The 23,321-nt window shown below is 46.0% G+C and carries 24 protein-coding genes and 1 pseudogene; 11 read left to right on the forward strand and 14 right to left on the reverse strand.

Translation table 11 applies throughout. The features are described 5' to 3' along the window. Window positions 1-29: 29 nt before the first annotated feature. The 4 genes from ABV298_RS31845 (at window position 30) to ABV298_RS31860 (ending at window position 3,298) form a co-directional block, all read left to right on the forward strand. Entirely contained in the window at window positions 30-299 is a 270-nt protein-coding gene (locus ABV298_RS31845) for a transposase (protein WP_353720135.1), read from the forward strand. A gap of 13 nt (window positions 300-312) precedes the next feature. Further along, window positions 313-1,137, forward strand: coding sequence for an IS3 family transposase (locus ABV298_RS31850; RefSeq protein WP_353720136.1), 825 nt, complete (start codon window positions 313-315; stop codon window positions 1,135-1,137). 461 nt (window positions 1,138-1,598) lie between these two features. Then, the gene (locus ABV298_RS31855; RefSeq protein WP_353720137.1) at window positions 1,599-1,868 is read left to right on the forward strand and encodes a hypothetical protein; all 270 of its coding nucleotides are present in this window, start codon (window positions 1,599-1,601) and stop codon (window positions 1,866-1,868) included. Between the two features lie 308 nt (window positions 1,869-2,176). Then, a complete protein-coding gene (locus ABV298_RS31860; protein ID WP_353720138.1) occupies window positions 2,177-3,298 on the forward strand; it encodes a tail fiber domain-containing protein in 1,122 nt (373 codons plus the stop codon). 236 nt (window positions 3,299-3,534) lie between these two features. On the opposite strand, the gene ABV298_RS31865 is transcribed toward ABV298_RS31860, so the two are convergent. The 3 genes from ABV298_RS31865 to ABV298_RS31875 all read right to left on the reverse strand — a co-directional run bounded on the left by ABV298_RS31865 (window position 3,535) and on the right by ABV298_RS31875 (window position 6,776). After that, entirely contained in the window at window positions 3,535-3,876 is a 342-nt protein-coding gene (locus tag ABV298_RS31865; protein ID WP_353720139.1) for a hypothetical protein, read from the reverse strand. A gap of 1,024 nt (window positions 3,877-4,900) precedes the next feature. Further along, window positions 4,901-5,230: a helix-turn-helix domain-containing protein gene (locus tag ABV298_RS31870; RefSeq protein WP_353720140.1), complete on the reverse strand. Its 330-nt coding sequence runs from the start codon at window positions 5,228-5,230 to the stop codon at window positions 4,901-4,903. Window positions 5,231-5,345: 115 nt separating this feature from the next. Further along, entirely contained in the window at window positions 5,346-6,776 is a 1,431-nt protein-coding gene (locus ABV298_RS31875; protein ID WP_353720141.1) for a HEPN domain-containing protein, read from the reverse strand. Between the two features lie 140 nt (window positions 6,777-6,916). Between ABV298_RS31875 and ABV298_RS31880 the strand changes: the two genes are divergently transcribed. Then, the gene (locus tag ABV298_RS31880; protein WP_353720142.1) at window positions 6,917-7,312 is read left to right on the forward strand and encodes a helix-turn-helix transcriptional regulator; all 396 of its coding nucleotides are present in this window, start codon (window positions 6,917-6,919) and stop codon (window positions 7,310-7,312) included. A 168-nt stretch (window positions 7,313-7,480) separates the two neighbouring features. Here ABV298_RS31880 and ABV298_RS31885 read toward each other — a convergent pair whose 3' ends face one another. Then, entirely contained in the window at window positions 7,481-7,816 is a 336-nt protein-coding gene (locus ABV298_RS31885) for a hypothetical protein (RefSeq protein WP_353720143.1), read from the reverse strand. An 837-nt stretch (window positions 7,817-8,653) separates the two neighbouring features. On the opposite strand from ABV298_RS31885, the gene ABV298_RS31890 reads away from it, so the two are divergent. Beyond that, entirely contained in the window at window positions 8,654-9,820 is a 1,167-nt protein-coding gene (locus ABV298_RS31890) for a hypothetical protein (RefSeq protein WP_353720144.1), read from the forward strand. Further along, window positions 9,783-10,343 (forward strand): hypothetical protein, encoded by a 561-nt coding sequence (locus tag ABV298_RS31895; RefSeq protein WP_353720145.1) that lies wholly within the window; start codon window positions 9,783-9,785, stop codon window positions 10,341-10,343. The genes ABV298_RS31890 and ABV298_RS31895 overlap by 38 nt, the downstream gene beginning before the upstream one ends. Window positions 10,344-10,734: 391 nt before the next feature. Here the strand turns inward: ABV298_RS31895 and ABV298_RS31900 are convergent, their stop codons facing one another. The 3 genes from ABV298_RS31900 to ABV298_RS31910 are packed head-to-tail and all read right to left on the reverse strand — an operon-like array spanning window position 10,735 to window position 12,909. Continuing rightward, window positions 10,735-12,324, reverse strand: coding sequence for a PepSY-associated TM helix domain-containing protein (locus tag ABV298_RS31900; RefSeq protein WP_353720146.1), 1,590 nt, complete (start codon window positions 12,322-12,324; stop codon window positions 10,735-10,737). A gap of 2 nt (window positions 12,325-12,326) precedes the next feature. Continuing rightward, window positions 12,327-12,608, reverse strand: a complete 282-nt coding sequence (locus tag ABV298_RS31905; RefSeq protein WP_353720147.1) for a hypothetical protein — start codon at window positions 12,606-12,608, stop codon at window positions 12,327-12,329. Continuing rightward, window positions 12,598-12,909 carry a hypothetical protein gene (locus ABV298_RS31910; RefSeq protein ID WP_353720148.1) on the reverse strand — a complete coding sequence of 104 codons (312 nt, stop codon included), beginning with the start codon at window positions 12,907-12,909 and terminating at the stop codon, window positions 12,598-12,600. The genes ABV298_RS31905 and ABV298_RS31910 overlap by 11 nt, the downstream gene beginning before the upstream one ends. A gap of 86 nt (window positions 12,910-12,995) precedes the next feature. Here ABV298_RS31910 and ABV298_RS31915 point away from each other — a divergent pair, with 86 nt between their 5' ends. From ABV298_RS31915 to ABV298_RS31930, 4 genes and pseudogenes are all read left to right on the forward strand, one after another. After that, window positions 12,996-15,323, forward strand: coding sequence for a TonB-dependent receptor (locus ABV298_RS31915; RefSeq protein WP_353720149.1), 2,328 nt, complete (start codon window positions 12,996-12,998; stop codon window positions 15,321-15,323). A gap of 44 nt (window positions 15,324-15,367) precedes the next feature. After that, a complete protein-coding gene (locus tag ABV298_RS31920) occupies window positions 15,368-16,681 on the forward strand; it encodes a hypothetical protein (RefSeq protein ID WP_353720150.1) in 1,314 nt (437 codons plus the stop codon). Window positions 16,682-17,019: 338 nt separating this feature from the next. Continuing rightward, a pseudogene (locus ABV298_RS31925) lies at window positions 17,020-17,310 on the forward strand (serine hydrolase domain-containing protein); the annotation flags it as partial. A gap of 40 nt (window positions 17,311-17,350) precedes the next feature. Beyond that, window positions 17,351-17,980, forward strand: a complete 630-nt coding sequence (locus ABV298_RS31930; RefSeq protein ID WP_353720151.1) for a serine hydrolase — start codon at window positions 17,351-17,353, stop codon at window positions 17,978-17,980. Between the two features lie 480 nt (window positions 17,981-18,460). Here the strand turns inward: ABV298_RS31930 and ABV298_RS31935 are convergent, their stop codons facing one another. From ABV298_RS31935 to ABV298_RS31965, 7 genes are all read right to left on the reverse strand, one after another. Next, entirely contained in the window at window positions 18,461-18,991 is a 531-nt protein-coding gene (locus ABV298_RS31935) for a hypothetical protein (RefSeq protein ID WP_353720152.1), read from the reverse strand. Then, window positions 18,984-19,682 (reverse strand): hypothetical protein, encoded by a 699-nt coding sequence (locus tag ABV298_RS31940; RefSeq protein WP_353720153.1) that lies wholly within the window; start codon window positions 19,680-19,682, stop codon window positions 18,984-18,986. The genes ABV298_RS31935 and ABV298_RS31940 overlap by 8 nt, the downstream gene beginning before the upstream one ends. Before the next feature lie 3 nt (window positions 19,683-19,685). After that, entirely contained in the window at window positions 19,686-20,012 is a 327-nt protein-coding gene (locus tag ABV298_RS31945) for a hypothetical protein (protein ID WP_353720154.1), read from the reverse strand. A gap of 139 nt (window positions 20,013-20,151) precedes the next feature. Further along, window positions 20,152-20,337, reverse strand: coding sequence for a hypothetical protein (locus ABV298_RS31950; protein WP_353720155.1), 186 nt, complete (start codon window positions 20,335-20,337; stop codon window positions 20,152-20,154). 73 nt (window positions 20,338-20,410) lie between these two features. After that, on the reverse strand, window positions 20,411-21,301 hold the full coding sequence (locus ABV298_RS31955; RefSeq protein WP_353720156.1) for a hypothetical protein: 891 nt from the start codon (window positions 21,299-21,301) through the stop codon (window positions 20,411-20,413). A 616-nt stretch (window positions 21,302-21,917) separates the two neighbouring features. Further along, window positions 21,918-22,559: a response regulator transcription factor gene (locus ABV298_RS31960; protein ID WP_353720157.1), complete on the reverse strand. Its 642-nt coding sequence runs from the start codon at window positions 22,557-22,559 to the stop codon at window positions 21,918-21,920. 101 nt (window positions 22,560-22,660) lie between these two features. Beyond that, complete coding sequence (locus tag ABV298_RS31965; RefSeq protein WP_353720158.1) at window positions 22,661-23,287, reverse strand: LuxR C-terminal-related transcriptional regulator; 627 nt, start codon at window positions 23,285-23,287, stop codon at window positions 22,661-22,663. Between the last annotated feature and the right edge of the window lie 34 nt (window positions 23,288-23,321).

A 23,321-nucleotide genomic window follows, 5' to 3' on the forward strand; every position in this document is an offset into this window, starting at 1 on the left:
AGTAACTTGACATTAAACCGATGAAGACAATGAAACAAAGCCGGAGGAAATTCACAGCAAAATTCAAGGCAATGGTCGCTGTTGAGGCCTTGAAAGAACGAGAGTCTCTGAGTGAATTGGCGACCAGATTTGAGATTCACCCAACCCAGGTATCGGCATGGAAGCGGGAGTTTTTAGAGCGGGCAGAAAAAGCTTTCGGAGAAGAGCCGTCAAAAGAGGAGGAATCTGTTGACGTTGACAACCTCTTTAAGCAGATCGGCCAGTTGCAGGTGGAGAACGACTTCTTAAAAAAAGCTTGAAAAAAGCCGGTCTATGAAGGAGCGCATGGCATTGATCGACAACAGTCATCCATTGAGCATTCGACGGCAAGCCCAGATTCTAAGCATTAACCGCAGTCAGTTATATTACCGGCCTGCTGGTGAAAGAGAAGAGAATCTGGCGTTGATGGAAAAAATGGACAAAATTTTCCTATCGGACCCAACTTTGGGCGTGCTGGGTATGCAAGATGAGCTAGCAGAAATGGGCATGAATTACAACGTCAAGCGCATTCGTCGGTTACTTCGGAAAATGGCTATTGAGCCAATTTACCCCAAACGAAACCTGAGTCGATTGGGCAAGGCAAAATATATCCATTCGTATCTGTTGAGAAACCTTGAAATCACCCGCCCCAACCAGGTTTGGGCTTTGGATATCAGCTATATTCCTATGAAGCACGGCTTTATGTACCTGACTGCGGTTATGGATTTGTACAGCCGTTACATTGTCGGTTGGCAACTATCCAACAGCCTGGAAAAAGAAACCCAGACAGAGCTTTTACACGCAACAATATCCCAACATGGCAAGCCGGAAATCATCAATAGCGATCAGGGGGCACAATACACCTGCGAGCATTGGGTTAGCACACTAAATGATCTAAAAATCCGGATCAGTATGGATGGGAAAGGGAGAGCAACCGACAACGCACATATCGAACGGTGGTTCCGCACAATAAAACAAAAATATATCTATCTGAATCCGGAGAAAAATGGCCTTGACCTTTACCAAGGGATAGATCGATTTGTATCACATTACAATGCAAGGAAGCATCAGGGTATTGGCCGCAAGAAACCGATGAACCTTTATTTGAGTGCAGCTTAATTTAAATTAACAATAGCCAATCGCTGGTCTTAAAAATAGGGAGTAGTTCAGTCCGAAATATATAAACTCCATCGCTTGAGCTTCAGCATAGATATGTGCAAGGCGCGCTGTCTTCTTCCTCGTAACAACAGGCTCCATAGAAGGACTTTTTCGCTTTGGTCAGCCCTGTTGCAAAATCTTGCTTCGATTCTCGTACAGTCTGTTACAATCTCTCGGCCGATGTTCGGGGAAGCAGTCCAACAATTCGCTGGTAAAGAGAGGTTTTTCGGGATAGGGTCAACCACAAATACATTATGCCCGTTTTCTAACAGCTTATGCAAGTCCGACAACTCGTGAAGTTCCACTTTTCCCCCTGTGTTTATCAGTCAGATCCCTTTGCGAGCTCTTTAAACGGCTTGTGGTCGTTACCCGGAAGTGCGATCAGTACTCCCTGTACGGCAGTTGTTCTAGGATGACTTTCAATGAAAAACCTGATCACTAAACAGATGTGGGACCGTATTGAAAGGATCAGGCATTTTCATGCGGAGAATGTGAAATCCAGACCCGTACTCGGTAACACGATGAAATCGTGGGTTCAACATCCGCTCAAAAAAACTGTCAATATTCCTGCTGCATTTATCGGTTACCGTCACCAGATTAAAACATTCGGTGTGGTAAGATATCAAAAAGTAAAAAGCCCAACTTCAAAGAAGCTCGGCTTTTTTGCTTTTGATAACATACTAGACTATTAAGCACAATGTACAAGGTTAAAAACCTATTCCAAAGAAGCAGCGACTTGTATTATATCAGCCAACCCTAGGAAACCACAAAGCCTTCAAAACATAATGCATCAAACTTCCAGATTGTTTTGCTGATTCAATAGAACAAATCATAGGGATAGTTCTATACTATTATTATCCCGCATGAATTGGCTGATTCAATCTAATTAGATAGGTTTGCGATGTTACAAATTTTGCAGATAGTCATGACGATACATTCAAAATATGTATTACAACCTCATTTTTATTAAAAATAAGCGAACCTTTTAATCAATTTTACTATGAAGACAGCTCGACTTCCGGCGGCATTTTTTGTCTTAGCTTCTGTAACTGTAAGTCAAATTAGTTATGCCCAAGTAAAAATTGGGCTAAATCCGACCGTGATCACCCCCGGCGCAAATTTAGATGTCGAAGGCGTAAGCAATAGACACATGGTCGTCATGCAGAGTGGCCGTGTGGGCATAGGTACCACAGCACCGGGCTACACTACTACTATACGTGCTATCGCGGCTGAAAACCATGCCCTAGCCAATGGAGTTATTTTACGCCTGGATCCTGCTGGCGGGCCGGATATTGAAGAGAATGCCTCTATCCTATTAAATGCGCGCGCCGCATGGGGTTATGAGATCGGCTCGCCACGCAAGCGCACCTATATAAGGGGGAATGAAGGCACCGATATCTGTTTACAAGTAAAAGACAACAGCAGTGCATTGCTTGCTAATGCATTCGTGCTGTCAGGCGGGGGAGCCAGTGGAACTGGCGCTGGCTATGTGGGCCTTAACACATCCTTACCGGAGGCCCGACTGGATGTGCGTGGGGGAAGTGCGAAATTTCTTGCCAGTGTCAATCCTCAAACAGGCGCTACTTGGAATGGAACTTCCAACAGTAACGGCACCCAGATAGTGACCGATATTGCGACAGGTGATGCCTATGTCGGTATACAACGTTCGGGAAGAGGCGCCTGTCTGTTGCTAACCAAAACTGCCAGCGCTAACAGCGGTGATGCTTTCTTGCAATTCACTGTGAACAACGCAGGTGTAGGTTCAATTACCTACGATGGCACCGGTGTCTCCTTCAACCAAAATTCCGACCAACGACTAAAAGAGAACATTCGTGCAACGAAATTCGGACTCGAAACACTAAATAAAGTTAAAGTGTACGACTACAACTTTAAGTCAGATACCAAAAAGGCTCTATCGACAGGAGTTCTGGCCCAGGAGCTGCACAAGGTTTATCCGCAAGCCGTTAAGGTCGGTGGGGACAGTACTCAGACCAATCCATGGCAAGTAGATTACAGCAAGCTGGTTCCAATGCTGGTACAATCCATACAAGATTTGAACCAAGCAATGCTGGAGCAAAGGGAAGAGTTTAACAAAAAAAGTGGCATTGCTGGAGAACGATAAAAAAGAGTTGACTGCTCAATTGAACGAACGGGTGAATAGAATTGAAAATTTGCTAAATAACGACAAAAATACAGGCAAGCTACTTTCTGAAAGCAAATAAAGAGTTTAGCAGAAAGGGGGAAGGCAAGGCGCTTACCGGGTAATTTGAAAGAAAACTAGTCCAGGTGAAAATGCAGCACGGATTGAATAACGTTAAAGAGATGAGGCTCTTCTAACGGCGACACTGGCTACCGATGTCACCACTTAATTTCAGGAAAATCTCTGAATTCAAGATCAGTAATCTCACAACGCTGTTCCAGCGCCGATTTCTGACAAGAAGCAACAAAGGCTTTAAATTTTGACGATTGTGAGTTAAAATACTCAACGAGCATTTGCGGGATTTTCCTGAATCTGGTTTTCCCGGCTTTTTCAAAAGTATAATCTATGTGGAGCGCCTGATAAATCAGAAAAGCATACTCTGTGGTTACGGGGATGCCACGGTCAACGAAGTTGCTGATTTCGGCCGCTCCCTTGGGATCATAATCGTCTAGGCCTTTTTCCACGACGTGTTCCAATAAATAGATGTTTGCTTGCTGCATCTTATTAGTCTGATATACCCTGCATGGTGCCGCAGCACTGCAACAAAAATTAACACGTCAGTCCAGACAAGCTGAAAACTGTAGTAATGAAGGGTATAATCTTCTCCCGGAATGTGAATCTGTTCTGTAAGCCTGCTGCCTGAATAGGCCTTCCTGATTTCATAGGCAAAGTTCATGAGCAATTTAAACTGGGCATTTTGCCATTTACTGCCCTGGTCGAGCGCTTCGGCAATCTGATGAACTGTCTTGTAAAGACATTTAAGATCCGTGTAGTCACCGAATATGGATATGCCAGTGCCGTTCTTGGTCGGGTGAGCTTGCAGCATTTGTATTGTAGAAGTTTCAGCGGATACGATGGAATTGAAAAGTAGCTCTATTGATCCAGATAGGCAAATCCTTCTATCATAATTTTACTCCGGAGAAGTCGTGCAATGGTTTAGGAGTACTATTAGTTCCTCAAGAAAAGCGCGTGTCTGTCTCTGAGGCCGGATACCGGTTGGAATATACCAATTTAAGCACTTTGGAAGGTTGTTTGAACGATACTTCGGATCAAAGCCCAAGAAGTGGAGCACCAATTGTATTGTCTGAAATAAACCGACTAGGGACCTGGGATCTCCCGGCAAGTGGTTCGGACTGTATCCAAGATTCGCCAGAAAAACACCTCACCTTAACGCGCTAAAAATTGAATAGACAATGGTTCGAGTCGGATTGCCGTCTTGCGCAAGCCTATTTTCTAAGTAAGCAAAGTATTGTGTTCTTGGGCATTGGATCAATTGAATGGATAATAATTCCCTGTGATCTTCCGCATCCCGCGCTTATCTTTTATTCCAGATCCACTGCCATGCCGAGCGCTTCCAATCTCGGATGAGCTCTCCACCCTGACAGCGCCAAAACCGCTTTGAGTAATGCCGATAGAATTCAGCGGCCTGCTCTTTGCTCTTCTTACACTGAAGAAAGTAAATCTCCACGTATTTCTGCTGGGGAGGAACATCACATCCGCGCCCGGAATTTTTACGCCCGGGATTCATGCTTTTCCGGTCAAGATCGGGATTTTAGCTTTTTGGATCATCGCTTCAATATCGTCCCGGTCGTAGTAAATTACCCCGCCCAATCTAACAAATGCAAGCTGACGATTAGCCCTAAGGGCTAACAACTTGCCCGTGGAAAGGTTTAGCAGCTTTCTAACCTCGGACGATTTCAGCCATTTCTTCCCAGGCTTGTCAATCGGAATCGCTCTGACTTTTCTGATTTCTGCTAATAGCTCATCCCTGACATCTCTCAGGTCAGAAAGCGTCACTAATTGATCTGGCGAAAGGCCGCCTTTGGCCCATTCTGTCCCCCTCATCCCTTCCATCTCTCTACTGTTTTATTTTTCCGAAGAACCCAAAGCTAAAAGCAGCCACGGGGAATTCCTAGACATACTTGAATTCCAGGCAGGTAAAACCAGTGCTATATATTTAGCGGGAACGCTATGCGGATGTCTTGACAATCGCATTTATTCTCTCTTCAAACGCAGATTCTGCTAATTCCAGCAAATGGGACACACGCGAGAAAACCACATCCAGATCTTCTTTGTCAAGCTCGTAATGAAAGTTGTACCTGGCTTCCAGATAGGCATCTTCCAAAAGTTGTATGAGCCGTTCTTCCTCCGGGGAACCGCCAGGGAAGATCTCATTCAACTGGGGCGCGACCCGGTGGTTGAAGTTTTTAAGCAACCGGATCGAATGGGTACGCTTTTCATTGCCCAGCAGTGAGATTACCATACTGCGGTATGTAATTTCCACGGTCTGCTGAAGCATAAACATTGATAGCGCATATTCCCTTGTCTCTTCGTAGCAGCAGGCGCCGTGAAAAAAATTCCTCGCTTTGGACATGCCTGCGAAAAAGTCTTGCCTGGACTTCGCTATCAATTCGGTTAGCTTTTCTGGCGCAATTTTGGGTATGGCGGTGCCCTTTTTCTGATAAACCAGGTTTTCTGCCGTGCACACCAGCGAAAAATAGATATGCCCGCTTTCAAGGCAGTGACGCAAGTCGGCCATCTTTCGGATGGTGCAGCAGATTTTATCTTCACCCGCGGTGATCACCTCAATAATGGGCTCCAGCTCTTTAAAAGGCTTATGATTGTTGTCTGGCAGCACTATCAACAGATCCCGGTATGGTGTTTGCTCTGCCGCTGACAAGACAGCAGAATGTCGTATCTCGAATAGCAGTTCTGGCTGAAGTGCCGATTTCAGCAATTCGGTTATCGCCCGGCTCGCGGCAGACCATGCAGCAGTATGGACCGAGGATAAATTCCGCTCGCCTTGTGAGTGCACAAGATAAATCGCTTCCAAAAGTGTTTCTAATAGTTCATACTGAACAACCTCTACGCATTCCCCGGTTGCTTCGCATATACTGACCCTTCCTAACCCATATTCTATCCAGTCCTCTAATATCCGCTGCCAGTCGTCATAGTCGTAACTGTCGAAAACACGCTTTATCGCCAGGATCGGCCGCTCGGCTTCCGCGAACGTTAACCTGCGGATCGCCCCGCCGTACTGTTCGTTTAGAGCCCCTATGTCCCTAAGGTATTGACGATCTGCCGCAATTCGCTCCGGACTGAACGCAGGGAAGCTACCGGTGGGAAAAACTTCATTCTGCTCGCGCGCTACTTCAAGCATGAGCTTGCTCGCCTTGATTATGCTACTTAATTGCCTTCCAAGGTACAGGACTGCGGAGGGGTCGCCCTGAAATGAAAATGGTTGATCAGTGGTAACAGCTTTTAACAAATACCACAGCTCTGTGCGCATATGATCCAGATCGGATTCGTGAAAAACGTCGACAATTATCTGATGGGCGTCCGCAAGCTTCTGCGCATTGCTAAGCGGACTTTCGTTCGATGCTGAAATAACTGGCTCCATATCCTTGTCTTTTTCAAGCAAAAAACGGAGACGCCGCCCGGGTGGCGAACCATATCCAGTTGTAGTCTACCATTCAGCCGCAGTAAAACACTTGCCGGCGACTGTTGACCTTAGCCAGGATATTTCTTTTATTTGTAACCATGAGCACAGCAACAAAAACTAATCATATTGGTTACAAGATCGGTCGCATTCGCGAACTGCGCGGTCTTAAGCAAGAGTTTGTCGCACATGAACTGAAGGTTAGCCAGCAAACCGTGTCAAAAATTGAGCAGAGTGAGACAGTTGATGAGGAGTTACTCGAGCAGATCGGTAAGATTCTCGGCGTTTCAGCGGAAGGAATTAAGAACTTCAGCGAAGAAGCTGTGTTTAATATTATTGCCAATACTTTTAATAATACCAGTAACGACAACTCAACACTCATCGCCAGCGCGCTAAACTATCAGCCGACTTTCAACACTATCGAGAAAATCGTTGAACTATATGAGCGGCTACTTCAAAGCGAACGTGAGAAAATCGAGCTATTAAAGAATAAATAATAACGAGAGCCACGGTACCGCGGCTTTCGTTATTTGGTAAATACCCTTACTGCCGAGGCTTTCGTCCCCGAGGCTTGCCGGTATATTCTGGTTTTGGTACTTCGTTTTCAATAGCAAGTTCATAACCTTTGGTGGACTGGTCGAAATCAAAAGTCGAGATTTTGAAAATTAGCTTTTGACTTTCAAAATCAACTCCGCCTTTTTTAATATACCGGAAAGCGGAATTACATGGCCACGGCCGCTTTTTTCGAACGAAAAGGTCTGATCCGAATTGGCAGCTGTGATAAGGTATAGGGATTTGATTTTACGCTTCGCCTCCTGACTACCGATTTTAAAATAGGCAGATTCCGGATCAATTCCTAGATCGCGTAATGTGGCAGCGGGAAAAACCAGCTTGCCGGAGTTAGAAATGTAGCCTGTTGGAAGCGGTGCTACTTTAGAGGCCACTTTGGTTTTCAACACGTTTTCCTCCGGGGAAAAGAATTTAATTGCCTTTAACTTCATGAGTGCGATTGATTGTTTGTTGCGAATATATATTACTTTCGCGAAAGCAAGTATTTACTCCCAAAATTGCTTTTCGATTCATCGCATTTCTTAACTCCGTCGTTTGTCACCAGCATACTCCCAAGTGCAACCTTTATTGAGGTCCGCAAATTAGTGGAAAAACCTTGTCTTAAGGGCGAAACTAACACCGATCAATGCAATGATCAGCATAAGCTGATATCTGTCTGTCGGCAATTAAGTATTAGGACGGTTCAGTTATCGCCTTCCATCTTTCCAATAGCCTCAAATTTTTCTTACAATCCCCCGGGTACTCATGAGAGGGAGTTGTAAGAAAAATTTGAGAAATTATCGATGCAACCAGCACCGTTAAACTCTGCACCGTACTACCCGGCATTCAGAAAAATGCCCTCGTGTGTCGAAAAGTCAGTTTTGTTCTTAAAAAGTCAATTATGGGACTCAATAATTTATTTTTGATCTCAAAGCGTCTATTTTCAGTCCAAAACACTTGTTTGGCCTATTTCTGATCAAAAGATGATCAATTTAGACCAAAAAGGATCTTCTATGTCCGCAAAGCCCTAAACTTCCATTAAACACCTGTGTTTCCGTGTCCGGCCAGATGTCCGGTTGTATCACAACCGCGGCCCGGGGGCCGATCTGGCCCGCCTGTTCACTCCGTAGTCGTGGGCGGGAGATTCCCAAAGAGTTGGTCAAACTTTTCCAATTATTTAGATTACCGGATTTTACGGGCTCTATAGTATTTTTTTTATAAAAATTCAGCTTACGTTATTACCATTATAAAAAAATTATTTATAATTGTCCCAAATAAAAATATCCCCCATGAAGATAAAAATTCTACTTATATGTAGCTTTCTAGGGCTGCTTTTTACCACGTCATGTCAAGAGAACGCTTCACTGGCTCCATCACAAAAGTCTAATGCGGTTAATTTAGATAGCGATCCAAATGCCAAATTAGCCTTGACCTTAAAAGAACAAATGGCAGGAGTGCAATCAGAGTTTCATACCTATATGTTGTCTCTGCCGCTAAGTAAAGAATATACAGAAGATCCGATATGGGATCAGACTCGTTCGTTGACAAAGGGGGACACGTCTGTTTTCGAGGTGCCATTTGAGGAAAAGAATTTCAAGCGGAGAACTTTGACAGCCAAGCGGATAAACGGGCGAAACTTGTTCACAATTAAAATAGAAAATTTTGGTCCACCTTATAGTGCGTTACTCCCGTCAGTTCAATATATTCACTTCCCCAGACATTCTGATAGTGCCAGAGGAGGTCGGGTGTTAGCCGGAGGACATAATTGTGGAAGCTGTCATAACTACGCGTGGTGGGACACCTTCGATGAAGTAACCATTATTGGTACAGCGCCCGCAAATAACGACCCATTTGTTCCAGACTATTGGGGTGGGAATCAGTCATACAACAACGGCACTGTCATTTATCCATACAGCACTTACGCCGTTGATCTATTGGACAATCCATGTTTATCAAGTGTTTTCAATCAAATGCGGAAAGGACGATTTGACAATAAAGTTCAGCAAATTCTTACGAATTTCGATCTATCCAGTAGCTTTAAATTTACAATTGATGAAGCTTTTATGGCCGATAAGAATACAAATGCTACCGTCACAGTATCGGCTGCCGGGCCGCTAATCACTCTCAACACGAACGCCCTTGCATATGCATCACAAGAATTTATAGCCAAGGTTATTTATCATGAAGCTTTGCATGTTTTTCTTAACGGACAAACAAATCAGGCCGATCACAATACAATGGCTACAAAATTTGTTGAACCAATGGCGCAGGGTCTAATGTCTTGGTTTTCGCTCAGTCCTACCGACGCCAGGGGTTTGGCTTGGTCTGGTCTCAAAGGCACTCCGGCGTGGAACGCCTTGTCGCCTAGCGAACAGCTATCTTACAAAGGAATTGGGGATAGGTTTAAGAATTTGGATAATGGATATAATCATCAATATGGCCATGCGTGTCCTTAAAATATTAGCACTAATTCTATTTTTATCTGATTTCGCTGTCGCCCAAGACTGGGCGGTGCCAAAATTCTATATTGAAGATGTTAGTAAAGAAGCTGGTAAGGGTATGGACATGTATTCCTTTCTAGAGAAAGACATTGACAAAATAAAGTCAGACAGTTTGGCAACATGGGGAGTTTTCTTTTTTCGAGTGACCAGACAGGGAAAAATAGACAGTTTATTTTATAAAGGGACGCTAAAAAAAGAAGTCGCAGATCTGATCAATAAGAACATCAAATTAACGGAAGGGCACTGGAAAGTATCCAAAACAGCCACTTCGGTTAAAAAACTGTGGTTTGTCTACCCTTATTTTAACATGGGCAACCGAAATTGTCTTGATTTTGATTGCTCGGCGGTGGCTAAGGTACTGCAAGCAAATATTACCGATATGGCGGAAGCTATGGGAACGATGAGCCTGTACACCGAAAGCAAGAATGCTTATTTTATTCGCCCGACGAAAACCGGGTTCGGATATGATCGGGAATGATCTAGCCATAAAAAGCAGCTGACTATAAAGATATTATAACCCGTTGTGCGGTTAACCGCACTATCCATCCGTCGAAAAAATAGCTTTTCTGAGACTTTTCTATGCATACGAAAGTTTACAAATACCAGCGTTTGGTCGTAAAAGTTCATAAAGGTCTACTTCGGATACCGCAAGGAAAATTCTAACCTTTATCCAGAATGCCAGGTCGGCTGATTAACCCCGTTTCATGATCGCTTTACGCTTCCGTGCTAAGAACTGACGAAAGCATTCCATGTTTTTTCACGTCAGCGTATTGTCTTAAAGGTTTATGTTCTAAGTAAATCGGTCTGCGAGCATTCGGCAGAGGTATTCGAAACATGCACTCGTTCGAACTATAATTGAAGCAACGACCTTAGGCGACTGAAACAGTTCTGGGGTGTTTGCTCCTCTTGACTTCCTTTTGCGGTTTTATCACGAATGTGACGGCCAGTGATAAAATGCCGGCGAGCAGCCAGAAAGAGTCCGTCATGGCTACATTGTAATTGCCACTCGCCCAGGTTTTGAAAATCCAGTCTCCTGTGACAATCCCGTTGGTGACCGGCACCAACAGCGACAAGATTCCGCCCGTCAACAGGTAAAACCAGGTCTGGCGGGACTCGGTTTTCAACAGCAAACCAGCGATGCCCAACACCAACCAGGAAACGAAAAACACGGTCCGCACGAGAAAAACATGGTTTTCGACATTAGGTAGCCATAATTCCGCGCTGAACAAAACGGCGACAGCCGGAAAAAGCGCAAGGCAAATGGCCAGGTAGCACATGGTTACCCGGTGGTGGAATCGTTTCTGGCTGTCGGTGTAATTTTTGTTGTTCCGCGCTTCTTTCCAGAGCAGCACGCCGCTGATGATGACCAAACAAGTGAAAATCGCCATCAGGAAAAACATGGTTTTTAGCGCTAGTCCGCCGAATGTGGCGAAATGCAGCCTCCCGATCCCAGATAGAACGGATTGCGCATACGTCCTTTTCCCAGGCAAAAGATCGGAGATTACTTTACCATCACGTAGTCGCGCTGTAATCGAGCCATTGCCTGCGAAAACCATGCGGTTTTCCATCGAAGCCGAAAGTATACCGTCCTGCCGGTCGTAGCGTTTGACCTGAATATATTTTAGATCCAGCTCGGGATTTTGCTTTCTAAATTGGCTGAGCAAATCCGTCATTTTAACTTTCTGATCTGTCACCGGCGACTTTGCGTTGACCTCCATATACCTGTCGGAAACAATGGCTTTCAGCGCTTTTTCCTGGTCTCCGCCGTAAAAAGCGACCACGACCGGCAGCAGCACCAGGAGCGACAGCATATAGTAGGCCCCGGTGATCGCGTACATCAGCTGAAACGGCAGCCCAAGCAGGCCGAATACCGTGTGAGAGCTCGTCCAGAGATTTTTTAAAGATCCTTTCAGTGAAAACCCGTGGAGCCTGGTGAAGATATTCTGCCAGTGAATCATGACGCCCGTGACCACGGCAAATGCAAAGAAAAGCGCCACAAAACCAGCCAGATACCTGCCCAGGATTGGGATCTGGTCAAAGAAATGGAGGCGGTATAGCGTCTCGCCGATCGTCGTCGTTTCCTCCTGGCTGAATTTTCCAGTCGCGGGAGAATAAGTAGTGTAATAATGTTCTTCGGGCTCGCCTTTTTGCACGATCAAATGCCCGTATACCTTCACCAGCGGCATTTCTTCTGACTCGGACACGATTGAAATGTCTTCCGACAAATCAAACCTCGGCTCTTCTGTTTTGAGTTTTAGCAAAACCTGGTCATAATCAACCGGGGTTGCCAGCTTCTGGCGGGCCAGTGGGTTTTCCCACTGATAAAACTCGTCCTTGAAAAGCGTGAATGCACCAGCAAAAAAGATCACATACAAGGCAAAACTGATCACGATCCCGGAAACCGTGTGGGTGCTGAATGTAATGTTGTAAAGCCGGGGAGGAAGACCTTTCAGTTTCATAGCTATTTAAGAAAATACACCAACCAGGCGCAGAAAAGAATGGATACCAGATAAATGCCCCATACAACCCAACCATTTCGAACCAGGAATGCGGTGACCATGAATGCCGTCCAGAGCAAAAAAACCGAGAATGCGCCGGTAATGATGACTTCGATCCGGTAGGGCAGCAGTACGGCCAGGAGCATGTGGATGGAGATCGCCAGGAAATAGCCGCCCAATAATCCGGCGGTGATTTTCAGGGCGCGCTGGCTTTTCGAGGCCAGATACTCTTTTTTAGCGGGCATAGGAAAGCAGGTCCAGAATCAGTAAAAAATGCACAACGGCTGCCAGTCCGTAGAAATACGCCTTTCCGAGCACGCCGAACAGTTGCACTATACACATCGCCAGGGTGCAGGCCGTCAGCGCCAGCAGCAAGCCACCCGCCCAACCGTCAGACCATATATACAAAAGCGTACCGGCGCCGCTCAGCAAGGTGCCGATCAGCTGAATCCAGCGTAAATCAGGCTTGAAAAGAAAGTCCGGGAAATACCTCGAATTGGAATAGTACAGGTACATCCCTGCCAGGATCAAATAAAACTGCGTCATAAAAAATATTTTTCCAAATATTGATTTTATTTATACCAAATACAAATAAGTACATACATTTGTCAAAAATTTACGTCAACCCGCTTATGAGATCAATTTTACTTTTGATTATAATACTGACAACTGCCGGAAGTTCTTTCGGTCAGGTGTATGTCCTCTCCGGCAAAGTGGTAACCGGTGACGGGGAAGTTTTGCCGTTTGTTTCTGTTTCTTTAAAAAATACAAAATACGTTACTACCTCAGAGGCGGACGGTACTTTCAGGATTTCGCATGTTCCCGCGGGTGACTACAAGCTGGCAGTCAGTCATGTCGGTTTCAGGAATTTCGAAAAGGACATTCACATCGGCAGCCGCAATCTGACGGTAGACATTGTTTTGACCAGCGATACCAAAGAGTTGGAAGAGGTTTTGGTCAAAACCGAAAAGCAAACCCGCGTCCAGGAAACCAAGCCGATTACAATCGCCAGTGTGGAGATCAAGAATGTGGTAAGCCAGAACTTGCTGATCACCGATGTGATCGATAGGCTTTCCGGCGTGCGTATCCGGCGGTCGAGCTCGCTGGGCGAACCTTCCGATATCTCGATTAATGGACTCAGGGGCAATGCAGTACGACTGTATATCGATGGCCTGCCGATGGAATTCATCTATCCTAATTTCGACATTTCTACTTTGCCGATCGGCAACCTGAAACGCATAGACGTGTACAAAGGCGTACTTCCGGTGGACGTTGGGACGGATGCGCTGGGCGGCGGGATTAACCTGGTGACCGAGCAGAAATCGTATAACTCGCTACGGGCGTCGTACAATGTCGGGTCTTACAACACGCACCTGGGCGATTTTACCCTGGGGCTGGCCAACAAAAACAATTATTTCCTGAATGTAACCAGCGCGGTTAATTATTCGGATAACAGCTACGGCATGGACGCGCCAATTTTTGAAAACGGTAATAAAATCGCCCACGTCAAGCGCTTCCACGATCAGTACAAGATCTTTTTCGGCGGTGTGACGGTGGGCACCCACAGCAAGGCCTGGACGGATGAGCTGAAATTGTCCGTGAATGTTTCCGGCGGCAGCAAGCAGCTGCAAAATGGCGCGCGGGTGAGCTCCACCGCATTCGGTGAGGTGAATTATAAAGCTGAGAACCTAACGGCGCTTTTGAGCTACCAAAAATCATTCTGGAAGGAACGTGCGGTATTTTCGACGGCTGCCAATTACAGCAGCCAGACATTGAATTATGTCGATACGACCAAGAATGTGTACAGTTGGAGTGGCAAAATCATCGGCAGAAAGCAGAACGCAGGCGAGTATTACGAGGCAAACACCGATACCTACATTCACGGCTGGATCAACCGCACCAGCCTGACATTCAAGCTCGGTCCGAACCACCGGTTGTTGTTTTCGAATTTATATGCCAAACAAAAATTGACGGGCGTCGACAATCTGGAAGAAGATCCGGCCGGAGATTACCTGCGCATTCCGCAATATCTCACCAAAAATGTCGCTGGCGCCCAGTACGAGGGTGTTTTCTGGAATAAGCTCAACTTTTCGGCCGCATTAAAAAGGTTCGACTACATCCTTGATGGCGCAGAGAATAACACATTCGAGTTGATCAAAAAGAAGGGCGGCATGTGGGGCTACAATGCAGCTCTCAAATACGACATCTCCGAAGGCGTTTTCGCCCGGGCTTCATTTGAAAAAGGGTACCTCGTTCCGCTGTTTGCGCAATTTGTAGGTAATGGCGCCGACATTGTCAGGAATACCGATCTGCTGCTGGAAAGCAGCGATAACCTGAATTTGGGCGTCGCCTTCACCCGCACATTGAGCAGCCATTTCGATCTTTCCTCCATTATCAACGGCTTCTACCGCAAGCAGCACGACATTATTTTCATCGGAAATGGCGTCATCAAACGATATGATAATGCCGATGCGGTGCGGACACTGGGCGTAGAAGGCGACGTGGCGCTGACATTCAGGAAGGCGTTCAGCCTGAAAACCAATGTGACTTTCCTGCGGAAGACCTTTACTAAAATGAAGCTGGCCGAAAGCCAGTTCCTGCTCGGTACCGCTTTTCCGAACAATCCGAATTTCTACGGTAATTCGGAGCTGTCGTGGCAGAAAGGGAACCTGCTGAAAACCAGCGACCGTTTCCGCGCCTACCTTTTTTATAACTACATCGCGCCTTTCAACCACATTACGGTGGGAAAAGGGAACAGCATTGAAAATACGCCCGAGGCCTACGTTCCAGTGCAGCACAGGCTGGACGCGGGTTTCTCCTACAAATTCCCTCAAAACCGGCTCACGGCTTCGCTGAATGTGATCAATGTTTTCAATGCAAAACTTTTTGACAACTACCTGGTGCCCAGGGCAGGGACAAATTTCAACGTGAAACTGATCTACGAGATTTCGAACTTTTAACGCCGGCTAAGGCCAAAGCATCTTTTATTTTAAACTAACAAAAAATGAGAAAAACTCATCTGCTATTATCTGTTCTGCTGGCAGCCACTTTGCTCTCTTGCAGTGATGACGATCCCAAACAAGAGCCTGAACCGCAGTCGCTCTATCAGGAAGAAGGATTTTTATTGTCCAGCATTTCGCAATCTACTGCCGGGTACAGTTACTACGCGGGATTTTTCGCCCAGCAGCCTTCCGGTGAGGTGGACCTTACTAAAAACACCGCTTACAGCTCCTTGCTAACCCGGGCATCTTACAAAAATTATCTATACAGTTTCGCGCTGGATGGCAATAAAAAAATGTCTAAACAGGCGATCCTGAAATCGTCGGGCGCGGTGGTGGAAGTGGCCAGCATTCCGCTTTTGGAGTATTTGCAAGCAGTGAAAATCATCAACGATAACCTAGGCGTTTACTCTACATCGGGAAACCGCTCACTGTTCCTGTTCAACCCGACGACCATGGAAAGCCTTGGACAGATCGATATGTCGAAGGCTAAGAATTTTCCTGAAAATGAGTCGAATACCTACGCACACCTGTCCTACCGGCCCAATGATAATAAGCTTTTCGCCACGCTTTACACGAATAGCAGCAAGACAGGCCAGTTCTACGATGCACAGGATATTTATGTGGAAGTGGTAGATTTGACTACTAAAAAGTGGGAGAAAACCACGGTTTTCAAACAGGCCACTTACCCGGTGACACGCGGTCTGGAAAATAGCATTGTGGACGAAAACGGCAAGGTTTACATTGTCACCCAGGGACAATATGGATTGGATGGGCAACTGGGACCTAACGCTGCCAAGCGCTCCAGGCCACAAATTTTAAAAATTCCGGCCGGTAAAACCGATTTCGACTCGACTTACGCGTTCAACCCGATCAATGCCGTGGGGCAGCAAAATTCTTTGTTCCAACTGCTGCTGGGGGCGATATATGACGCGAACGGAGTAGCTTATGCCTGTATTTCTGCCGCCGCCTACCCACCGCGTTTGCTGGAACTGATCGGTAAACTGGCCGCGAATTCGATTACCGCGGCGGAATATCAGGAGCTTTCGGACCTGGCATTTTACAGTCCGGTACAGCGCTGGGCCAAGCTGGACCTGAACGCGCAAACTGCTACAGTCATCGCCGATCTGCCGCTCACGGCTGGTTATGGTTACCCCAACACCCACAAATACGACGGAAAATTCTTTCTGCCGGTTTATAACCCGTCGCTGAACCAGAATGGTTACTACGAGTACGATCCTGCAACAGGCAAGTCCGAAAAAATCGTGAATGTGACCGCCGGAGGGCTGGTCACGGACCTCCTCAAGATCAGCAAGTAACTCCTATTTCAACGCTTCAACGAAAAGGCTGGCCTATTTGGTCAGCCTTTTCGTTGATTCATTTCTTGTACTTGGTGTGAAATACTCCCTGTTCGCTGGACAGCGGACGGATGAAATTAAGTTTAATTAGGATGCTTTTGCAATGATCTGGAAAAACAATTCATCGGGAATGTACCCGGTTCCTGGCTAAAGAGAATCAGCCTTTTCTTTTTCCAGCCTAAATTCAATACCAGGATCATGTTTATCTTTTTGTAAATTTTATGCTTATGAGATTGATCATTTTCCTACTACTGGTTTCCATATCGACTGGCTCAAATGCCCAAAGGGGCTTCACAAAAATGGAGCAGGCTATTACGGCCGGCTTCTATCCGAAAGTTCACAGCGTCCTCGTCTCTCAGAATGGCAAAATCATCTACGAACAATATTTCAATGGCTACCGAAGAGATTCCCTGCATGATACCCGCTCTTCTTTTAAGTCCATTACGAGTTTGCTAGTAGGCATCGCGATAGATAAGGGGCTGATCAAGAATGTGGATCAGAAAGTATGTACCTTTTTTCCCCGGGATACAGCATTCAACTTAGACCCACTCAAACGGCAAATGACTATCAGAAACTTACTTGAAATGCGAACGGGATTGGACTGCGAAGAATGGATCGGTACCCGTGACTGTGAATCTGAACTGGAAAAGGCCTCAGACTGGGTTAAATTTCTCGCTTGCGCTTCCTATGAAAAATGCGCCGGGTGCCATGTGGGCTTATACGTCCTGCGCCTCGATGATTCTCAGTGGTATCATCGAGAAAACCAGTGGCATGTCGGTCATGCGTTTTGCTAAGGAATATCTGTTTTCGAAGCTGGACATCACAAATTATAAATGGACGATCGATCCGAGCGGGCATGGTATGACTGCTGGATCTTTTTATATCAGGTCTGCGGATATGCTCAAAGTCGGGCAGATGGTACTTAACAGGGGCGAGTTCCGTGGAAAACGGATTGTCTCCCGCGAGTGGATAAGGGAGTCGACTCACGCGGAAATACTGATTCCCGACGGCTCTTTTGTGAAAAGCAGCCGCTCGACTGCTGCCACGCCACAGCCTGCCTACTATGGCTACCAATGGTACAATGAAGTAATAAAGACAAAAACGGGCAGCTATAATATGGTTTTCGCCTCAGGGAATGGCGGGCAGTACATCATCATTATCGAGCAATTGCAGCTCGTCGCAGTGTTCACGCAAGGTAACTGTGGCAGCCGAGTAGCCAAGCAAACCTTTGATATACTGGCCAGATTTATTTTGCCGTAGCATTGCTAACACCCGTCTCATTTTCCAATGCACTTTGTGAAGTTTAGGGACTTCCCATTTCAGTAGCGTCCTACCCAGTACTTAAACGGGTGCCATTTCTTCGCAAGACCCGGGAACGCCGTTGCGACAATGACCAGATACTGCCGCGACAAGTAAAAGGTCGCTCCCAAGTTTCTGATTTTCCACGTATCTTTTTTGATTAGCTATGAGCCGGAGGCGAATAGCAGGGGTCCAGGGGTTTCCCATGGCCAGCTCCCGCCGGTCGGCGAGCGTCGCTCCGACGCTTTTTGCGACGTACCGGCGATAGCTGGCTGTGGAGGAAACCACCGTGCAGGATCTTTCCTGACCGTTTCTGGCTCAATTTTCCGTTTTAATGATTTTTCTGGATTACTTTTTGACTCTTTGGAGCGCTTTCTGACTCTTAATACCCCTTAAAGACTCCTTTGGAGCGCATTCGATCCTTTCCGTACCGTTTTTGGATCAATTTTTCCTCTGCAAAGGCACTTTGACCAATTTTCGTCGAGAGTCGAATTCGTAGCTCTTTCCAAATACATATTTGCCGCGTTTCGACGGAGAGAGAATGAGATACTCAATGCCACCTGACGTTTCCGTCTCACCTTCTCGGATCAAGGCCACATAGTCCGGTGCATTTTTGTAAGCTGTAACAAAATCCTCGATCCGCTGGTAATCCACATACGTACTCATGTATACGTAGTACAGAATTCCAAGAACAAGTGCCATAACCGAATACGGCAATCCCTTACCTAAGCCGTGGATGAAAGCTTCCAGGATGGAGCCGAATTGTACCGTCTTGACGGAATCCTTGATCTTGCCGCTCAGCTGTTTGTTCTGCTCCAGAACTGCCCGGAGCTGGCTGTCCATGTTTTGAAACTGGGCCTGGTTGTCTAGCAAGATAATTGCCGACCAGTCGTCCATTTCGATTTCGTACCTGGCCAGGTACTCCGCTTTGATCCTGGCCAGGGTTTGTCTATTGATCGGCTGGCTAGACATCGGCAAAGTTGATTTGAAGTTCTCTTTGAAGTCTTAGTCTCGGCCCAATGGTGTAGGTATCCAGCGCCAGGCCTTTGCGGATCCCAGTTAGGATTTCTGCCCCTAGAAATGACTCAGACTCGAAATCTCCAAACCTGCGAAACACGAGCCCTGAGTCCTTGCAGTTTTCCCTTAGCTCCTGGGTCAAATGCGGAAACTTGCGAAAAGTGGCCATGCTTTGCCATACGATGATTTCAAAGTCCGTTTTAATAAGATCAAACATTCTCAGCAAATAGTCGATGGATGGATTGTAAGCACCTCCACCGCCAATCACAATATGAAATGTGATTTCAAAACCGAGCCCTTCTGCAAAATCTTTCAGCGGGATGTCGTATTCAATTAACGCTGGAAGCTGTTCGCTTTCAGGAGCACCGAAATCAAAATAAGCGTCTTCGAAATCTTCCTTTGCGATGCTCTGCAAATAGGCTAGCAAATTGTCACGGATCAAAAGACCTTTCTCGTCTAATAAGCTGGCAACATCGGATTGATCCTGATGGACGAATTTGAGCTGACGTGTACTGGTCTGTGTTGAAGCGTCCACGTCTATAAACAGACACTTGGGATCTTGGTAGTGTTTGAGGGCAAACAGGTACATCAAAATAGATTTGCCTACGCCTCCTTTAGCTTGCACTATAAAATGTAAGTTTTTCATCGGTTAGTATTTTTTAGATGGTTTAACATATGGCTCAGGCTCCGAGCGGGGAAATTTCATAGCCGCTTTCGGTTGAGCCTCAGCTTCGGGCTTTTCACTTTGTTTAACTGGCATTTGCTGCACGCTCCACTTTTTCATTTTAGCGCGGATGTATTTGATGTCATACAGCGATACCGCCTCGGTCGAGAGCTTCTCGTTAATCACGTCCACAAGGAACCTTGCGGACATACTGGACGTAAACAGATCTCGATAAAGCTCAAAAAGCATTCGCTTGCGCTTGGGGTCTTTCCGCTCATGTAGCTTCAAGACCAACTCCTTGGTTATCTCCATAGCGTCAATGTTTAAGCTTGTGATGTTTCCGGAATTCAATCCTGTGATGCCAGTGCCGGAGAACTGCCTCGGAGAAAAACAGTTTTCCTGCCTGGCGAATAAATGGCAGATGTCCCTTGGCGCAATGGTAATAAAGCTTCTATGCAGAAACTGTTTTCAACATCCGCTTTGCCTCATGCACATCGATGAGATGATCGGGGTTGACCGCAGGATCGGAGCGGATGGTTACAGGGGCTACTTCCTGTATGGTCGAAGTTGTTTTGGGATTGTGGCTACACAAATCCCAAGTTTTCTTTTTCATTTTGCCTTGTGCTTGATAAAACATGCTGGCAAAATTCAGAGTCAAGTGTCAGGAATTCCTTCCTGTGATTCGACCGGGAACGAAAAGAAGTTTTTATTTATAGGTCGCGAAGAAGCAATCTTACCTCAGTTAGGTATTTAGTGCGAGCATTTCCTTCTCTACCGTCAAACTGACTTAGCTCTTCTGCCTGAAAGGCCTTTACAAAGGAGCTTTGCTCAAAGTCATGTATCAACCAGGAGTTGAAGGAGGCGGCAATCTGAGGTGCATCTGTCGTCATCCTGATATAGCCTTTTTCCATCAGCACGTAATAAAGCGCCGCGATGTAAAGCCTTCCGCCTTTGGATTGTTTGCAATACCGGTAAGTATCCGTGTCGCCGATTGGCACAATCCACCGCTCCGCCAATAAGACACGCTTCAAGCGGTTAAATTTGAGCAGCCTTTCGGTGTCATCATCGTAGGCAAATTGCTGCTGAAAGCTTTCTGACGTCCGCGTACGTGCTACCCTTTTTGCAGCGGTCTCTGGCTTTGGCATTTGTTGAACCAAAATTTCCAATTCCTTTCTCCATCCTTCCAGATCAAGCAGTTTGTCTGTAACGGCTTCTGAGGATAAGGTTTGAACCCAATTTGAGATTGAAGTGAGAGTTTCATAAATGGCTTTTTCAGACCCGTAGTCCTCCCTTGCCAAAAGGTGTTCAATTAGCTCACGATTATGTCGTAGTATGAATGCCGTGCGACGCTTGACTTGGCGAATTCTATCACGCTTAACACGCCCGAACCACCAGTGCAGCCCGTCAGGCTCGGAAATTTTTTGCTGGTGCGAGTTGATAAAGTCGATGACATCGTTTCTCCTTACTGAAAATGAATACCTGTTATGGTAAAGAATCAGTAGTCTATTCAGGCTGGTCAAATCGTCCTCATAAAAAATACCGGAGAATTCTTCAATTATGAATTTGAAAAACGGATAACGAATGGTGGTATGAAGATTCATGGTCTAGCGATCAAGTAACATCATGCAGCAATTTAATAACTATTGGTTACTTTATGAACCAATAGAAATTGGATGTATCGGACTGGTACAGGACGCGATGATCCGGGTCAAGAACACGCTGTAAAGTCTGCTGACCTGTGTAAAGCTGCACATTTACAAACGGGAAGTGCAGAAGGATCTGGTGGAGCTGCATGAAATGATAGAACGCAATTTCAGGCTCAATCCCAACAGCGGCAAAATTATCCTAACACATTTACTAACGAAATCCCAGCCGGAACGATGGAGATGAGCGTACCGTAATTGCTGGGCATAATTGTCCATAACATTGTTGATAACGCCAACAAGTACATCGACGCCGGCGTCATCGGGGCAAAGATCGAGCGTGCACCCGGTTAGGTCAAATTGATTATTGAGGATTCTGGCCTCGGTCTCCCTGCTCAGTCACTGCAATGGCTGAATGCCTCGGAAGCTTATGTGCTCCCGGCCGCTGGCACAGGTATTGGCCCTATGATTGTCAAGGAACTGGCGCCTTTTGCTGTGAGCAGCCTTCAAGTAATTTTATTAAATCCAGAAACTGCATTTTTTCTTGACCTAGCTATCCACGAATGATATTAGCTCATTTATGGTACAGGCCTTTTTCTTTTGCCTTCTTTTCCAAGTCAAACAGACTGCTTGCACCCAATTTCGAGAAAATCCGGGACTTGAAAGTACTGATTGTATTGGCTTGTACGTTGAGCATCGCCGCGATTTCCTTTACCCACTTTCCTTCCAGCAAAAGGTGCATCACCTGTTTTTCCCTGACTGAAAGCCGAACGCTCGCGAACGGATTAACCGCGCCATGCCTTCCGGAAAATACTTCTAACAACTGGCGCTGCACGTCCGCGCTTACGTACCGCTTACCGTTCAGCACCGTCGCTACCCCCCTTGCAGCTTCTTGTGGATCAACGGATTTTTCTAGGTAACCGTCTGCCCCGGCAACAATATAATGTATAGCCATCTGCTCTTCATCGGAGGCCGAACAAATCAAGATCCGCGCGTCATTACGTGCTGCCCTGATCTGTTTAACCATATTTGTACCCGTACCGCCGGGGATATCGATATCAAGAATGATCAGCGCAATATCCGGGTTTGAAAAATGCCGTTCGGCATTATAATAGTTATCCTCCTCAATGAATTCAATTTCACTATACAAATCTTGCAGCATAAATTTCATGCTGTTCCGGATCATAAAATGATCGTCAACAATTAACACTTTCATTGGCTTTGTGAATGGGTCAAAGGATCGCACTAGTTAATCAATGATGCGGCTCGTTCCAAGCCTGGTGGAAATTACGACCGTAAAGTACAAGCGATTACTGGCTACACCCGCTCGCTGTCGATTTGCATTTTTGCCTTCAGCTGCGGTATTGAGGCGACTCTAAGCTTTTCAAAGATAATCCTTTTGTAGTTGCTCACCGAGTTGGGATTGATACCGACAGTCTGGGCGATTTCATTTCTTGACCTTGACGAGACCAATAATCTGGCAATCAATTTTTCTTTGACAGTAAGCCGGATCGTTTCAGAACTACTGGTCAACTGGGATAGCAAAAGTTGTTCTATATCACTGCTAACATACTTGCTTTGCGGGTTGGATGCCAAAGCAATCACCGCGCTTTGCAGTTCCACGGCGGAAGCTTTGCTGGATACGAATGCGTTTGCACCAAGCCGGATATAAAAATGGATGTCCAGTAGTTCCTCGCCCAAATCTACCAGGATACTCAGGTCAGGAAAATCCTCTCTGATGCGCTTGATCAAATAGACGGTCTTACTATCCTGGGTAGATACCGCATCCAGGATCATTATTTCAAAATTGTGCTGGCGAATAATAAGATCGGCTTGTTGAAGGGAGTTTGCATCGAAGAAAATTGCCAGCGGAAACCTGGCAGCTATCGTTGACCGCACTCCCAAAGAAAAAACAGGGTTGTCGGAAATCATCAGAATATTCATTTCAATAAAATGGGTCGTAAGTAGGGTTATTTAT

It is taken from the genome of Dyadobacter sp. 676 (assembly GCF_040448675.1).
Taxonomy (GTDB): domain Bacteria; phylum Bacteroidota; class Bacteroidia; order Cytophagales; family Spirosomataceae; genus Dyadobacter.